This window comes from Streptomyces liliifuscus, from assembly GCF_016598615.1.
Lineage (GTDB): Bacteria > Actinomycetota > Actinomycetes > Streptomycetales > Streptomycetaceae > Streptomyces > Streptomyces liliifuscus.
Genome location: NZ_CP066831.1, coordinates 1,996,267 through 2,011,251 on the forward strand (window position 1 = coordinate 1,996,267; position 14,985 = coordinate 2,011,251).

The 14,985-nt window shown below is 71.2% G+C and carries 13 protein-coding genes; 1 reads left to right on the forward strand and 12 read right to left on the reverse strand.

The genetic code is table 11. The annotated features are described in order from the left end of the window. Positions 1–87 precede the first annotated feature (87 nt). The 6 genes from JEQ17_RS08560 to JEQ17_RS08585 all read right to left on the reverse strand — a co-directional run bounded on the left by JEQ17_RS08560 (position 88) and on the right by JEQ17_RS08585 (position 6,075). Positions 88–639 carry a GNAT family N-acetyltransferase gene (locus tag JEQ17_RS08560; protein WP_200394660.1) on the reverse strand — a complete coding sequence of 184 codons (552 nt, stop codon included), beginning with the start codon at positions 637–639 and terminating at the stop codon, positions 88–90. Continuing rightward, positions 636–1,232 (reverse strand): helix-turn-helix domain-containing protein, encoded by a 597-nt coding sequence (locus tag JEQ17_RS08565; protein ID WP_200394661.1) that lies wholly within the window; start codon positions 1,230–1,232, stop codon positions 636–638. The genes JEQ17_RS08560 and JEQ17_RS08565 overlap by 4 nt, the downstream gene beginning before the upstream one ends. A gap of 55 nt (positions 1,233–1,287) precedes the next feature. Continuing rightward, positions 1,288–2,193, reverse strand: a complete 906-nt coding sequence (locus JEQ17_RS08570; protein ID WP_200394662.1) for a LysR family transcriptional regulator — start codon at positions 2,191–2,193, stop codon at positions 1,288–1,290. A gap of 86 nt (positions 2,194–2,279) precedes the next feature. Further along, positions 2,280–3,494, reverse strand: a complete 1,215-nt coding sequence (locus tag JEQ17_RS08575; protein ID WP_200394663.1) for a glycine C-acetyltransferase — start codon at positions 3,492–3,494, stop codon at positions 2,280–2,282. 62 nt (positions 3,495–3,556) lie between these two features. Beyond that, the gene (tdh, locus tag JEQ17_RS08580) at positions 3,557–4,585 is read right to left on the reverse strand and encodes an L-threonine 3-dehydrogenase (protein WP_200401384.1); all 1,029 of its coding nucleotides are present in this window, start codon (positions 4,583–4,585) and stop codon (positions 3,557–3,559) included. Positions 4,586–4,890: 305 nt separating this feature from the next. After that, positions 4,891–6,075: a Gfo/Idh/MocA family protein gene (locus JEQ17_RS08585; RefSeq protein ID WP_200394664.1), complete on the reverse strand. Its 1,185-nt coding sequence runs from the start codon at positions 6,073–6,075 to the stop codon at positions 4,891–4,893. 302 nt (positions 6,076–6,377) lie between these two features. On the opposite strand from JEQ17_RS08585, the gene JEQ17_RS08590 reads away from it, so the two are divergent. Then, complete coding sequence (locus JEQ17_RS08590; protein WP_200394665.1) at positions 6,378–8,261, forward strand: DUF2264 domain-containing protein; 1,884 nt, start codon at positions 6,378–6,380, stop codon at positions 8,259–8,261. A gap of 120 nt (positions 8,262–8,381) precedes the next feature. Here the strand turns inward: JEQ17_RS08590 and JEQ17_RS08595 are convergent, their stop codons facing one another. The 6 genes from JEQ17_RS08595 to JEQ17_RS08620 form a co-directional block, all read right to left on the reverse strand. Next, the gene (locus JEQ17_RS08595) at positions 8,382–8,975 is read right to left on the reverse strand and encodes a GAF domain-containing protein (protein WP_200394666.1); all 594 of its coding nucleotides are present in this window, start codon (positions 8,973–8,975) and stop codon (positions 8,382–8,384) included. After that, entirely contained in the window at positions 8,972–9,571 is a 600-nt protein-coding gene (locus tag JEQ17_RS08600; protein WP_200394667.1) for a GTP-binding protein, read from the reverse strand. Before JEQ17_RS08600 ends, JEQ17_RS08595 begins: the two co-directional genes overlap by 4 nt. Continuing rightward, positions 9,549–9,920 (reverse strand): DUF742 domain-containing protein, encoded by a 372-nt coding sequence (locus tag JEQ17_RS08605; RefSeq protein ID WP_143635063.1) that lies wholly within the window; start codon positions 9,918–9,920, stop codon positions 9,549–9,551. Before JEQ17_RS08605 ends, JEQ17_RS08600 begins: the two co-directional genes overlap by 23 nt. A 2-nt stretch (positions 9,921–9,922) precedes the next feature. After that, complete coding sequence (locus tag JEQ17_RS08610) at positions 9,923–10,357, reverse strand: roadblock/LC7 domain-containing protein (RefSeq protein WP_200394668.1); 435 nt, start codon at positions 10,355–10,357, stop codon at positions 9,923–9,925. Positions 10,358–10,422: 65 nt separating this feature from the next. Beyond that, complete coding sequence (locus tag JEQ17_RS08615; RefSeq protein WP_200394669.1) at positions 10,423–13,071, reverse strand: ATP-binding protein; 2,649 nt, start codon at positions 13,069–13,071, stop codon at positions 10,423–10,425. Between the two features lie 382 nt (positions 13,072–13,453). Then, a complete protein-coding gene (locus tag JEQ17_RS08620) occupies positions 13,454–14,656 on the reverse strand; it encodes an MBL fold metallo-hydrolase (protein ID WP_200394670.1) in 1,203 nt (400 codons plus the stop codon). Positions 14,657–14,985: the final 329 nt, after the last annotated feature.

A 14,985-nucleotide genomic window follows, 5' to 3' on the forward strand; every position in this document is an offset into this window, starting at 1 on the left:
TAGCCAATACCACTGACAACCACCTGCTGAGAGCGGGTTCAGGCACCGCCGAGAGCCGGGTTCGACCACCCGCCGTGAGCGGGACGCTCAACGACTCGCAGCAGGCTCCGAAACCTCCGCCGCCACCACGTACTTGTAGAAGATCGTCGTAGGACGAAGCACCCCGTCGGGCGTCCGCGCGTAGTCCGGTATGACACCCGCCCGGGTCCAACCCGCCGACCGGTAGAGGGACTCGGCCGGGCTGTCCGTCTCGGTGTCGAGGTTGAGCAGGGTCACGCCCGCCTCGGCGGCGGCGCGTTCGGCCGTCGCGAGCAGCGAACGTCCGAGTCCCTTTCCGCGCCCCTCCCTGTGCACCATCAGCTTCACCACCTCGGCGCGGTGACTGCTGTTGGGCTTGTCCGGAAAAGCCAGGCTCACGGTGCCGATGATCCGGCCTCGCGTGTACGCGGCCCACACGGCGAGACCGCCCTCCGCGAGCGCGTCCGCCCGCCCCCGCCACCAGTCGACGGCGGCGGCTCGGTCGAGCGGGGCGAGGAATCCGACCGACGCCCCGCCGTTGACGGTGTCGGTCAGCAGGTCGGCCAACTCGTCGACGGATCGGAGCAGTTGGTCGGTCTCCAGCCGGACCACCGTGCTCATGGCAGCACCACCGCCAGCACATAGCGCGCGTCCTCGGGCCCGGTGCACCGGAAGCGCGTCGGCCCCCACACCCGCAACCGCAGACAGTCGCCCGCGTCGAGCCGGTGCCCGGCGTCCTGGGCCGTGACCTCCAGCCGCCCGTCGAGCACCCAGATGTGCTGTTCGAGGCCGGGTACGGGCGGCCGGTCGTACGCGATGTCCGCGCCGGCCGCGAGCCGTCCCTCGACGAGTTCGCCGCGCAGCCCGGCATGCGGCGGGGACACGGAACGGCGTACGAACCCGGACGCCCTGTCCTCCCATACGGCCTGGTCGGCGGCCCGTACCAGCAGGGCGGGCTCCGCCTCGACCTCGCTGAGCAGCTGCGACATCGTGCGGCCGTAGACCCCGCACAGTCGGTTCAGGAGCGAGGCCGTGGGGCTGATCTCCGCGCGCTCGGCCCGGGACAGGGTCGACCGGCTCACCCCGCTGCGCTCCGCCAACTCGCCCAGGGACCAGCCCCGTTCGGCCCGCAGCTCGGCCAGCCGCACGCCGAGACGGGCATCGACGGGGTCCGGTCCACCGACCTCCGTGTCAGCATCTCCATCACGTCTCATATTCGGGATGCTATCCCAGATACGAGACGGATCGAAGCGGGCCGCCCGCCGGCGCTCATCCCACCGGTGCGGCCTCGCCCAGCGCCTCCAGTACCGGCCGGATCAGCGGATGCTCCTCTGCTCCCCGGCGCACGGCGGCGAAGACCCGGCGCGTGGGTGCGACCCCGTCGACAGGGCGTACGACCACACCCGAGAGATCCATGCCGCTCAGGGCCGAGCGCGGCACCAGGGCGACCCCCGCGTCCGCCGAAGCGAGCGCGACGACCGCACGGAAGTCGTCCGAGGAGTGCTCGAGTCGGGGCTGGAATCCGGCGTGCTCACAGGCCAGGACCACGACGTCGTGGCAGGGGTTTCCGGGGTACGGGCCGATCCACGGGTCCTTGGCCAGCTCGGCGAGCGGCACCTCCGTACGGTCGGCGAGGCGGTGGCTCACCGGGACGACGGCGTCGAACGGTTCGGCGTACAGCGGGATGTGTGCGAGGCGCGGGTCGTCGGCGTCCGGGGCGCCGCGGTACTCGACGGCGACCGCCACGTCGACCTGCCGGTCGAGCACCATCGGCAGACTGGCGTCGCCCTCGGCGTCCTGGACGCGGATGCGGATGCCGGGCGCGGTCCGCGCGAGCCGGGCGACGGCGGGCGCGACGACCAGGCCGATACCGGTCGCGAAGGAGGCGACCGTGACCGTGCCCGCCGAACCCGAGTCGTACGCGGCGAGCTCCGCCTCGGCCTTCTCCAGCTGGGCGAGGACCGCGTTGGTGTGGCTGAGCAGGATCTCGCCGGCCGGAGTCAGGCGTACGCCCCTGGCACTGCGCTCCACCAGGCGGTGGCCCGTCTCCTGCTCCAAAGCCGTCAGCTGTTGCGAGACGGCGGAGGGCGTGAGGTAGAGCGCGGCGGCAGCGGCCGTCACCGTGCGATGGTCCGCCACCGCACGGAGGATGTGGAGCCGCCGCGCTTCGATCATGTGACCGATTCTCTCAGAGGTTCACGCTCACCCTGCTCGATCGTCAGCCCCGTCCGCGCTCGGGCGCCCTCCCCGTTCCTCCGCGGTCAGGCCTTCGCTGCTGCCCCTTCCGCCTCCAGCTCCGCCCGCGCCGCCACGAAGGCGTCCACGGCACGGTTCACGTCCTCCGTCGAGTGCGCGGCGGACAGCTGTACGCGGATCCGGGCCCGGCCCTGCGGGACCACCGGGTACGAGAAGCCGATCACGTACACCCCGCGGTCCAGGAGCAGCTCCGCCATGCGTCCGGCGACGGCCGCGTCGCCGATCATGACCGGGGCGATGGCGTGGTCGCCGGGGAGGATGTCGAAGCCCTCCTCGGTCATCCGGGAGCGGAACAGCGCGGTGTTCGCGGCGAGGTGCTCGCGCAGGTCGCCCGCCGACTCCAGCAGGTCGAGGACCTTGAGCGAGGCTGCGGCGATCACGGGGGCCAGGGTGTTCGAGAAGAGGTACGGGCGCGAGCGCTGGCGCAGCAGGGCGACGATCTCGGCGCGGGCGGCGACGTAACCGCCGGACGCGCCGCCGAGTGCCTTGCCGAGGGTGCCGGTGATGATGTCGACGCGGTCCATGACCCCGTGCAGCTCGGGGGTTCCGCGGCCGCCGGGGCCGACGAAGCCGACGGCGTGCGAGTCGTCGACCATGACCATGGCGTCGTAGCGGTCGGCGAGGTCGCAGATCTCGCGCAGCGGGGCCACATACCCGTCCATGGAGAAGACGCCGTCGGTGACGATCAGCCTGCGGCGGGCGCCCGCGGCCTCCTTCAACTGCTGTTCCAGGTCCGCGAGATCACGGTTGGCGTAGCGCAGGCGGCGTGCCTTCGAGAGGCGGATGCCGTCGATGATCGACGCGTGGTTGAGGGCGTCGGAGATCACCGCGTCCTCCTCGCCGAGGAGGGTTTCGAAGACTCCGCCGTTGGCGTCGAAGCAGGAGGAGTAGAGGATCGTGTCCTCCTGGCCGAGAAAGGCGGAGAGGCGCTGTTCGAGCTCCTTGTGCACCTCCTGCGTACCGCAGATGAAGCGCACGGAGGCCATGCCGTATCCCCAGCGGTCGAGGGCCTCGTGGGCGGCGGCGATGACCTCGGGGTGGTCGGCGAGGCCGAGGTAGTTGTTCGCGCAGAAGTTGAGGACCTCACCGGGGCGGCCGCCCGCGGTGACGTTCACGGTCGCGGACTGCGGGCTGCCGATGACGCGCTCGGGCTTGTGCAGTCCCGCGGCGCGGATCTCGTCGAGGGTGGTGCGGAGGTCATCGCGTACGGAGTCGAACATGAGGGGCTCCTAGAGGTGCTCACGCGGTACGGGGAGCGTGCGGGGGCTGAGAGGACCGGGGCTTACGCAGTCCAGTCGAGGATGACCTTCCCGCCGCGGCCGCTCGCCGCGTCGGCGAACGCCGCCTCGTAGTCGCGGTAGCCGTAGCGGCCGGTGATCACGGGGGCGAGGTCGAGGCCGCCTTCGAGGAGGACCGACATCGCGTACCAGGTCTCGAACATCTCGCGGCCGTAGATCCCCTTGATCGTGATCATGGAGGTGACGATCCGGGACCAGTCGACGGCGAACTCCTCGGACGGCAGTCCGAGCATGGCGATCTTGCCGCCGTGCGTCATGTTGGCGAGCATGTCGCGCATCGCGACGGGATTGCCGGACATCTCCAGGCCGACGTCGAAGCCCTCGCGCAGGCCGAGCGTGCGCTGCCCGTCGCCGATGGTCGACTCGGCGACGTTCAGCGCGAGGCTGACGCCGATCTTGCGGGCGAGCTCCAGGCGCTCCTCGCTGACGTCGGTGACCACGACGTGCCGGGCGCCTGCGTGCTTGGCGACGGCGGCGGCCATCAGGCCGATGGGTCCCGCGCCGGTGATCAGTACGTCCTCTCCGACCAGCGGGAACGACAGCGCGGTGTGCACGGCGTTGCCGAAGGGGTCGAAGATCGCGGCGACGTCGAGGTCGACGGGGACGCGGTGCACCCACACGTTGGACGCGGGCAGCGCGACGTACTCGGCGAACGCGCCGTCGCGGCCGACGCCGAGTCCCACCGTGGCGCGGCACAGATGGCGCCGCCCGGCCTGGCAGTTGCGGCACTTGCCGCACACGAGGTGGCCCTCGCCGCTGACCCGGTCGCCCACGGCGATCTCGCCTACGTCGCGGCCCGTCTCGACGACCTCGCCCACGAACTCGTGGCCGATCACGAGCGGGGTTCTGATCGACTGCTGTGCCCAGCCGTCCCAGTTGCGTATGTGCAGGTCGGTGCCGCAGATCCCGGTCCTGAGGACCTTGATCAGTACGTCTCCGGGTCCGACGCCCGGCTCCGGCACGTCCATGAGCCGGAGTCCCGGCTCAGCCTTCTCCTTGACCAGCGCCTTCAACACGGCTCCCGTGTACGAGGGTTCCGGGCCGGGGCATGCCAAAGCGGGCCCCGGCCCGGAGTGAGGGGTGGCGTCACGGCAGGGGGCATGGCGGGTGGGCCATGCGGGAGCGCCTCTCAGCGGCTGCGGCGCTCCACTGCCGATGCGGAGAAATCTGCCGTACGCGGGCGCTGCGGTCCATCGAGGTTTTCTTAAGCTCCGCCGCAGCTTTCCTTCACACCTGGCTCCCCTCCCACGAATCCGCTCCCCTCCCGCACGTCCCCCGGACCCGTGAGCGTGTCCGCCCCCGGATCACCTCGACCCCGTCAGCGTGTCTGCCCCCTCTCGAAGTAAGCGGCCAGTTCCGCGTCCAGCGGCGGCACCTCGTACGGAACGCCACCCCCGCGCAGCGACTCGGTGGCCCGGAATCCCGCCGCCACCGCCATCCGCGCGGAAACCGGGGACGTGTCGGTGCGCCCTCCCTCGCGTGCGAACCGCAGGAACTCGTCGATCAGCACCGGGTCCGCGCCCCCGTGCTCGGCGTCCTGCTCCACATCGGGCACCGCGTACTCGGCGTCCGCCTCGGCCCGGTACCCGGAGCGCCTGGAGTTCCACACCTTCACCACTCCCCCGGGCCCGTCCCCGAAGTTCTCCAGGCGGCCCGCGTCGCCGACGACCGTGTAGTTGCGCCAGTAGTCGGGGGTGAAGTGGCACTGCTGGTAGGCGGCCAACACCCCGTTGTCCAGGCGCATGTTGACGATCGACACGTCCTCGACGTCGATGACGGGGTTGAGCGCCCGCTGGGTGTGCGGTGGCCAGTGGCCATCCTCCGTGTACCAGTCGTCGGACTTCGGCTCGCCCGGCGACCGGCGGTGCGGATTGCCTCCGTACACCATGAGGTCGCCGAACGCCTGTACCTGCCGGGTGTATCCGCCCGCGAGCCAGTGCAGTACGTCGAGGTCGTGGGCGCCCTTCTGCAGCAACAGGCCGGTGGTGCACCGGCGTTCGGCGTGCCAGTCCTTGAAGTACCAGTCGCCTCCGTAGCCGACGAAGTGACGTACCCACACCGTTTTGACCGTGCCGATGTCGCCGCGCAGGACGAGGTCGCGCATCAGCCGGATCACCGGCATGTGGCGCATGTTGTGGCCCACGTACAGCCGGGTGCCGGTCTCGAAGGCCGTGCGCAGGACGAGGTCGCAGCGCTCGATGGTGATGTCCAGGGGCTTCTCGACGAAGACGGGCTTGCCCGCGCGCAGGGCCTCGCAGGCGATGTCGGCATGGGTGTGGTCCGGGGTGAGGACGAGCACGGCGTCGACGTCCGGGTCGTCGACGACCTTGCGGTAGTCCTCGACGGTCCGGACGCCGGGGACGCTGTCGGCGGCGCGGTCCCGCAGTGCCGGGTCGTGTTCGGCGACGACGGTCACGCGGGAGCCCCGGCCGGGCCGGTGGGCGATGCGCGCGAGCGAACCGCGCAGGCCGCAGCCGAGGGCGCCGAGACGCAGGTCGGTCATGGGATGCCTTCCCGTTCGGTGACGAGGAGTCGGATCCGGCGGCAGGTGGTCCAACCGTGTTCCTCCGAGGGAGCCGCGCCCACCTGCGCCGGAGTCAACTTCCCATCGGGCGACGCGTTCCGGGAGGGCGCACCGGGGCCGCACATACGAACAGGGCCGACCACATGCGAACAGGGCTCACTGTGTGCGCACAGAACACATGGCATACGCACACGGCACAATTGATCTGTCGGCCCCCGCCAGCCGTATCCCTCTCCGGAACCTGGAATCGCGCCCGGGAACAGAGGAGTCGGAACCCCGCCATGCCCGCACCGCACGTGTCCCTGCCGCCCATCGACCACGTCCTGTCGCCGCACACCGGCTGGACGCGGGCGCACTGGGAGACGCTCGCCGACCGGCAGCTCGAAGCCCTGGTCCCGTACGCGACGCCGGGCCTCGCGCAGTACCGGCTGCCCGGGCGGGCCTCGTGGTCGGGTGTGGTGTCGGACGGGCTCGAAGGGTTCGCGCGGTCATTCCTGCTGGCCTCCTTCCGGATCGCCGGGGCGCGGGGTGACGTGGATCCCCGTCTCACAGAACGCTACGCGCGGGGTCTGACAACGGGCACCGACCGCGACAGCGGCGAGGCCTGGCCCGAACTCACCGACTGCTCCCCGCAGATGGCGGAGGCCGCCTCGATCGCCGTGGCGCTGCACGAGACCCGCCCCTGGATCTGGGACCGGCTGCACACCGAGGCGCAGGAGCGGGTCGTGGACTGGCTGTGGGGTTTTGTGGGCCGCCGCACCTGGGACAACCACTGGCGGCTCTACCAGGTGGTGGCCGAACAGTTCCTGGCCTCGGTCGGCGCGCCCCACCGCCAGGACGACATCGACGCCGGGCTCGACCGCCTCGACGACTGGTACGTCGGAGACGGCTGGTACAGCGACGGCGACGGCCGGACCTTCGACTACCACAACGCCTGGACCATGCACCTGTACCCGCTGCTGTGGTGCCGGATGACCGGCGGAGACGGCGGCGGCCGCGGCCACGTCTACCGGGAGCGGCTCGCCCGGTACCTCGCCGACCACCCGCGGTTCTTCGGCGCGGACGGTGCCCCCGTGCACCACGGCCGCTCCCTGACGTACCGTTTCGCCACCACCGCGCCGGTATGGATGGGCGCCCTCGCCGGCTGTACGCCGCTGGAGCCGGGACTCACCCGACGGCTGGCGTCGGGCGCGGTACGGCACTTCGTGGAGCGGGGCGTGCCCGACGAGCGCGGGCTGCTGCCGCTCGGCTGGTACGAAACGTTCCTGCCGATGACCCAGCCGTACTCGGGGCCCGCGTCCCCGTACTGGGCGAGCATGGGCTTCCTCGGGCTGCTGCTGCCTCCGGAGCACCCGGTGTGGACGGCACGCGAACTGCCGCTGCCCGTCGAGGAGTCGGACCAGTACACCGCGCTCCCGGCCCCGGGCTGGCTGTTGCACGGCACGAAACACGACGGCATCGTCCGCCTGGTCAATCACGGCAGCGACCACAACTCCCCGTCCGGGCCCGCCGAGGACGATCCGCACTACGCGAAGTTCGGCTACTCGACGGCGACCGCGCCCGAGGCGGCTCCCCACGCCTGGGAGCGGACCGTGGACGGACACATCGCGCTGGTGACCCCGGACGGCACCGCGTCCCGCCGGCACACCATCGTTCCGCTGCACTGCTCCGGGCGGACGGCCGCTTCCCGCTACAGCGCCCAACTGCCGGGCAGTGAGGAGGAGTTCCCGATCGAGACGACGAGCGTGCTGCGCGGTCCCTGGGAGATACGCGTGCACCGGGTGCTCGCGCCGACCGGCCTGACCGTCCGGGAGGGCGGCTACGCGGTCGCCGCCGAAACCCGGCCCACCGCCGAGCGGGGCCACGGCTGGGCACTGGCCCGCACGGACAGCGGGCTGACCAGTGTGGTCGTCGCGCTGCACGGCTGGGACGAGGACACGGGCATCGCGCGCGAGGTCGAGGCCAACGCCTTCGGCCCGCACTCCGCGACGCCGTACCTCCGGTGCGCGGCGGGCCGTCCTAGCGGCTCCGGCGTGTACGTCACGCTGCTCGCGCTGACACGGGACTCCGTACACCCGCAGGCGTTACGGGAATCGGTGTCCTGCGAGGTCGAGGGGCACGAGGTCCGGATCACGTTCCCCGAAGGGGACACCGTCTCGGTGTGAGAGAGGTCGTCCCGGTGTGAGAAGGATGTCGTCCCGGCAGGAGAAGGACGTCGTTCCGGTGCGAGGTGGTCCCGGTGCGAGAGGGAGGTCGTCTCCATGGGGAGGCGAAGGGCGCGCGGGTCAGAACCCGCCTTCCCGCAACTCGATCCGCTCGACCAGCTCCGCCGCCATCGACTTGATGGTGTCGAGCCCCGCCCGCCCCCACGGCCGGGGCTCGACGTCGGCGACGCACACCGTGCCGAGCGCGATGCCCGTGCGGTCGATGAGCGGGGCACCGAGATAGGAGTGGATGCCGAACTCGTCGACGACCGGGTTGCCGGCGAAGCGGGGATAGTCGCGGACGTCCTCAAGCACCAGTGCCTTGTGGCGGACGACCACATGGGGGCAGAAGCCATGGTCCCGGGCCATATAGCGGCCGATCCTCGGTTTCACGGCGTCCGCGTGATCCGTACGGGCATCGGCCGACGGCCCGGCCGGGACGGGGCCGTCGGGGATGTGCAGGCCCGCGAAGAACTGCCGCTCCTCGTCGATGAAGTTGACCATCGCGTACGGCGCCCCGGCGAGCTCGGCGAGCCGGTCCGCGAACGCGTCGAGGGCCGGCTCCGTGTGCTGACCCAGACCGAGCACCCGCAGCCGCCGTGTTCTGGCGGGGGCCTCCTTGTCCTCGGGGGTGAGCAGCAGCCGACCGGCCGGGCGTGGCGGGTCGTACGTCATGTGTGGGCTCCGTGGCTGGGGGCGTGCGAGGGGGCGTGGGCGAGGAGGTGGCGGACGAGGGTGAGCAGGGTCTGCACTCCCGAGCTGGAGATCCGGGCGTCGCAGCGCACGACCGGCACCTCCGGGTCGAGGTCGATGGCCGCCCGCACCTCCTCCGGGTCGTAGCGGAATCCTCCGTCGAACTCGTTGACGGCGACGATGAATCCCAGGCCGCGCTGTTCGAAGAAGTCGACGGCGGCGAAGCAGTCCTCCAGGCGGCGGGTGTCGGCGAGGATGACCGCGCCGAGCGCGCCTTCGGAGAGCTCGTCCCACATGAACCAGAACCGCTCCTGTCCGGGCGTGCCGAACAGGTACAACACGTGTTCCTGATCGAGGGTGATACGGCCGAAGTCCATCGCGACGGTCGTCTCGACCTTGTTCTCGACGCCTTCGAGATTGTCGGTCGCGGCGCCGACCGTGGTCAGCAACTCCTCCGTGCTGAGCGGCGCGATCTCGCTCACCGCGCCGACGAAGGTGGTCTTTCCCACTCCGAACCCTCCCGCCACCAGGATCTTCAAGGCGGTGGGAAAGGGGTCAGAGCTGTCGTCGTAGTCCATCGAGCACTGCCTCCAGAAGAGACCGGTCAGTGGGGTTGTGGTGGAAGGTCGGGGGCTTCATGGACAGCGCCCCGCAGTCGACGAGATCGGACAGCAGCACCTTGGTCACCGCGGCGGGGAGTCTCAGATGTGCGGCGACCTCGGCGACCGAGACGGGGTCCCGGCACAGTTCGAGTGCCTGGGCGTGCTCGGGGCCGAGGTAGCCGAGAGGGGTGACGCCGGTGGCCATCACCTGCGACAGAAGATCGAGCGCGGTGCTCGGCCGGGTCCGGCCGTTGCTGACCTGGTAGGGACGGACAAGGCGTCCGGCCGCGTCATCAAGCCAGGGCCCGTCGCCGGCCGAGGTCACGCTCAAGGCCTCATCGCCGACGGTTCGACGGAGTGCTGCCTCGGCGCGGTCATCAGGTACGGGCGGACGCTCTTGACCAGCATGGCCATCTCATAGCCGAGCACGGCCGCGTCGGCGTCGCGTCCGGCGAGCACGGCAAGACAGGTACCGGAGCCCGCGGTGGACACGAAGAGCAGGGTCGAGTCCAGTTCGACGACGACCTGGCGTACGTCACCGCCGTCGCCGAAACGGACGCCCGCGCTGCGGCCCAGGGAGTAGAGCCCGGAGGCCAGGGCCGCCATGTGGTCGGCGCTGTCGGGGTCGAGCCCGTGCACCGACTTCACGAGGCCGTCGCAGGAGAGCAACACGGCGCTCCTGGTGTGCGGTACGCGCTGCACCAGGCCGCTCATCAGCCAGTCGAGGTCGGATGCGTGCACGGTCGGCACATCGCTCGCCATGGGGGATCGACTCCTTGAAGTACGAAGGTGTGCGGGAGCGGAAGTGGGGGTGGGGGTGGCGTGGTTCATCCGGCTGGTGTGCTCCCGTCGTGCCGGGCGGTGAGGTCATGACCTGGTGCGGGCGCCGTCTCGTGCGCCGCGTGCGCCTCGGGTGGTTCGTGCGCCGGGTGCGCCGGGTGCGCTTCCCCTATGGGCGTTTCATCCATGTGGGCCGAGTCCCGGAACTGGGCCTCGGCGAGCCCGATGCCGCGCTGGAACGCCGCCATCAGACCGGGGTCGTGACCTACGTGGAGTTCGGAGTCCGGCCGGGGTGCGGGTCCGTCGCGCAGCTCGGGCACGAGGTGCTCCTGGGCCCGCCGTCTGGGCAGTTGGGGCTTGCTCATGGTGCCGCGCACGACTCCGCCGCGCGGGGTCGGCGGCGTGACCGTGTTCTCGGCGACGAACCGCCGATCGCCGGGACGGATGCCGGGCACGGCCTCCGCCGGGTTGGCCCGCGTCTCGGCCCCGCGCACCGGGAGCGGGGACGGAGCACCACCGCTCACGACCGACAGCCCGCCCGCCGCGCCGTCCCGCCGCGGCTGCGCCGGCACGGCGGCCCGCACGCCGTGGCCGTCGTGCGACGGATACGACGCGGCGTCGTGAAACGCCGCCCGCGGTACGTCGACGGACGCGCCCGGAACCACACCCGGTACGGAGATCGGGGTCCCGTGGACGGGAGCTTCGTGGGCCGGGCTGCCATGGGCGGGCGTCCCGTGGGCGGGAGTTCCGTAAGCCGGACTCCCGTGGTCAGGGGTCCCATGGACCGGCGTCCCGTGGGCGGGCGCCGCATAGGCAGGTGTTCCGTGAGCCGGTGTCCCCTCTGCCGGGCTCCCGTGAGCCGAGGTCCCATGTGCTGGGCTCTCATGTGCCGGGCTCCCATGTGCGGGCGTGCCATGTGGTGGGGTGCCATGTGGTGGAGCGTCGTGGGCTGACGTGTCCTGCCCCGGCGTGCCGTGGCGAGGCGCGCTCCTCGGCGGCGACTCCTGTGCCGACATGCCACGAGAAACCGCGGCCTCATGTGTTGAAGAGCTGTGCGCCGAAGCACTGTGTGCCGCAGGCCCATGTACCGGAGCGGCATGTGCCTGAGCAGCATGTGTCGGAGCGGCATGTTCTGGAACCCCGGGCACCAAAGCACCATGCGCCAAGGCGCCCTGTCCCGAAGCACCATGCACCGAGGTACCTCGTGCCGCACCGGCAGGTGCCGAACCGGCATATGTCGAAGCGGCATGTGCCTGCGCACCATGTGCGGAACCTCCATGCACGGGCCCACCACGCCCAGCCGCCCCCTCACGCCCGGAAGCACCCTGCCCCAACACCCGGGCCCCAGCACCAGCACCCCCTGCCGTGACCTCCCGAGGAGACCCACCCCCGGAACCAGCCACGGCCCCGGCCACAGGCCCAGCCGCAGATCCAGCCTGAGCGCCGGAACGGGGCCCCGCATCGGCCCCACCCCCGGCCGCCTGCTCCCCCTCCGCCCCCAGCAGCGCCTGCGGCACGACCAGTACGGCCTGTACGCCGCCGTAGATGTTGGTCTGCAGCCGCACGACGATCCCGTGGCGGCGCGCGAGCTGTGAGACCACGAACAAGCCGATGCGGCCGTCCTGCAGCAGGCTCGCGACGTTCACCTGATCCGGATCGGCGAGCAGCGCGTTCATCTTGTGCTGCTCGGCGAGCGGCATCCCGAGCCCGCGGTCCTCGACCTCGACGGCGAGCCCGGACGTGACGACGTTGGCCCGCAGCAGCACTTGGGTGTGCGGGGCCGAGAACACCGTGGCGTTCTCGACGAGTTCGGCCAGCAGATGGATCACGTCGGCGACGGCGTGCCCGCGCACGGTGCCGTCGATCGGCGGTACGAGCTTGACCCGCGAGTACTGCTCGACCTCGGCGATCGCGGAGCGCAGCACCTCGGTCATGGAGACCGGGTTGCTCCACTGCCGGCGCGACACGGCTCCGCCGAGCACGGCGAGGTTCTCGGCGTGCCGCCGGATTCGGGTGGCGAGGTGGTCGACGTGGAACAGACCCTTGAGCAGGTCCGGATCCTCGATCTCGTTCTCCAGCTCGTCGAGGATCGAGATCTCGCGGTGCACCAGCGACTGCAGCCGCCGCGCCAGATTGACGAAGACCTCGACCTTCTGCTCGCTGCCCGCCTGGCTGGAGAGCTGGGCGGCCTGGACGACGGCACTCACGGCGCCGTCGTGGGCGCGCGCCAGGTCGTCCTCCAACAGGTCGAACTCGTCGGCGTCCGGGACGGGCCGACCGACGGGTGGGCGCTCGGGCGGCCCCTCGCCCCGGCGCAGGGTCTCGACGAGTGCACGCAGATCGGACTGGCCGCGGGCGCTGGCGCGGCGCAGCGTGCCGACGCGCTCGTGTACGGACCTGGCGGCGCGGTCGGCGGCCACGGCGGCGATCACGATGCCCGCGAGGGCGACCGCGACGGCTCCGCCGAGCACGATCCACAGAGTGGGGCCGGGCCGTGCGGCGGTCGTGCGGACGGTGAAGAGCACGGCGGCGCTGGCGCTGAGGGCCACCGCGATGGGCGGCAGGACCGCGAGGCGGAGGAGCTGGGGCCGTATATGGGTCTCGGGCAGCGTGGGGGCGGTACGGGCGGCCGGTCGCCCGTGCCGCCCGCCCTCGCGGCGGTCTGCGCGTGCGGCCGGTGCGCGAAGGTGAGACATCGACGTCCTCGTACTGGTGTGTCGGGGCCGTGGGGGCTCCCGCGGGTTCTGCGACCGAGGCATGCGCCGACTGGGACACGCGCCATCGCTGCGCCGGTCGAGAGAGTCGAAGAATTCGGCCCTGTGTCGCTCAGCGGCCACTCACAGTAGTCGCCACCGCATCATGTGCGGTGGGCAGTTGACAAAGTCCGGCGGCCTGCGTCCCGCTCTGGTATGAGGGTTCGTACGACAGGCCGATAAACCCCTCGCACGTCCGTTCCCGTGCACTGGCGAACCGATCAGACCTGGTCAGAAGCGGTCAGCAAAAATCGGCGAGGGCCGAGGAGCAGGATGCTCCTCGGCCCTCGCCGATTGCCTTCGAATGCCTCCGCGCGCTTCCGCGTCACCCCGCGGGGACGGTTTCCGGGTCTCCGGTGTCCTCCTTGGTGTCACGCGGTGTGTCACGCACCGTCTCCTCGACGGCGGGCCAGCCGCCTTCCGGGACGACCGCCACACCGCGCCACCAGGGCTCGGTCGGGACGGTCTCCGCGGTCGGCTCGAAGGGCTCGCCGGGCCGGGGCAGCGCGATCCGGGCGCCGACCGCGCGGGCGGCGGTGACGGTGCCCTCACCGGGCTCGGCCCAGGGGTGCGCCGCGAGGTTGAACGTCGCCCAGTGGATCGGCATCATCACGCCGCTGGGCCGGCCGCCCTGGAGGTCCAGATGGGCCCGCATGCCCTCCTCGGGCGTCATGTGGATGTCGGGCCAGAACTCGCTGTACGCGCCGATCTGGATCATCGTGGCGTCGAAGGGGCCGTGCTCGGCGCCGATGTCCGCGAAACCGGCGAAGTACCCGGTGTCACCGCTGTGGTAGATCCGGTGCTCGTCCCCGGCCACGGCCCAGGAGGCCCAGAGGGTGTGCTGCGTGTTGCGCAGACCGCGGCCGCAGAAGTGGCGGGCGGGTGTGGCGGTCAGGGAGATTCCGCCGACCTTCGTCGTCTCGTGCCAGTCGAGCTCGCGCAGCCTGTCCGGGGAGACGCCCCAGTGCTCCAGGTGGGCGCCGACGCCGAGGGGCACCGCGAACACCGTGTCCGTACCGGCCAGGGCCTTGATCGTGGGCAGGTCCAGGTGGTCGTAGTGGTCGTGGGAGATGACGACCACGTCGACCGGGCCGAGCGCCTCCAGCGGGAGGGGCACGGGGTGCAGCCGCTTGGGACCGGCGAAGGCGAACGGGGAGCAGCGCTCGCCCCAGACGGGGTCGAAGAGCACCCGGTGCCCGTCGATCTCGGCGAGGACGCTCGAGTGCCCCATCCACGTCAGCCGCAGTCCGTCGGCCGGTGGCCTGGCCAGGTCCGCGAGGGTCGTGGCATGCACCGGCACCGTGCCAGCCGGGGCGCGGCGGACACGCTCCTCCTTACGGAAGAACGACCGCGCGAACTCGAGCATGGCGCCGTCGGGCCGGGGTGCGCCCTCGGGATTCCGGAAGACGCCGTCCGCGTAGTTCGGCGATCTGCGGATGCGCTCCATGCGCTCACCGCTCGGATCCGCGCCGAACGCGGCGGGCCGCAGCGCACGGAGCCCGGAGCTCAGGGAACGGGAACCGGTCACGGCACCTCCAGGTGGAGTCGGTCTGACTTTCCATTATGGTCGCCGCCTCTGACAGCGCCGGGTCGGGCGTGTGGCAGGGCGGTTTCCGCGCGGGCCATGGCGGGATCCATCGAATACGAGATCACGTTCTACTGAAGATCCATTCAGTATGTTGACAGATACATGCAGCACTTTCGATACTGACCGACCATTCAGTAAAGCCAGCCGGTGCAGCACCGGGGCGCGGTGCGCACCCGGCCTCACGCCGGTCAAACGCTCCGAACCTGTCACCTTGTTCCCCTGATTCCGCTTGTTTCCCCGTTTCCCTGTTCCAGATCCCCGTTCCCAGA

Bases quoted from the DNA above. Each gene is read 5' to 3' on its own strand.
- JEQ17_RS08560 (WP_200394660.1), bottom strand. From the start codon at position 639: ATGAGCACGGTGGTCCGGCTGGAGACCGACCAACTGCTCCGATCCGTC.
- JEQ17_RS08565 (WP_200394661.1), bottom strand. From the start codon at position 1,232: ATGAGACGTGATGGAGATGCTGACACGGAGGTCGGTGGACCGGACCCC.
- JEQ17_RS08570 (WP_200394662.1), bottom strand. From the start codon at position 2,193: ATGATCGAAGCGCGGCGGCTCCACATCCTCCGTGCGGTGGCGGACCAT.
- JEQ17_RS08575 (WP_200394663.1), bottom strand. From the start codon at position 3,494: ATGTTCGACTCCGTACGCGATGACCTCCGCACCACCCTCGACGAGATC.
- JEQ17_RS08585 (WP_200394664.1), bottom strand. From the start codon at position 6,075: ATGACCGACCTGCGTCTCGGCGCCCTCGGCTGCGGCCTGCGCGGTTCG.
- JEQ17_RS08590 (WP_200394665.1), top strand. From the start codon at position 6,378: ATGCCCGCACCGCACGTGTCCCTGCCGCCCATCGACCACGTCCTGTCG.
- JEQ17_RS08595 (WP_200394666.1), bottom strand. From the start codon at position 8,975: ATGACGTACGACCCGCCACGCCCGGCCGGTCGGCTGCTGCTCACCCCC.
- JEQ17_RS08600 (WP_200394667.1), bottom strand. From the start codon at position 9,571: ATGGACTACGACGACAGCTCTGACCCCTTTCCCACCGCCTTGAAGATC.
- JEQ17_RS08610 (WP_200394668.1), bottom strand. From the start codon at position 10,357: ATGGCGAGCGATGTGCCGACCGTGCACGCATCCGACCTCGACTGGCTG.
- JEQ17_RS08615 (WP_200394669.1), bottom strand. From the start codon at position 13,071: ATGTCTCACCTTCGCGCACCGGCCGCACGCGCAGACCGCCGCGAGGGC.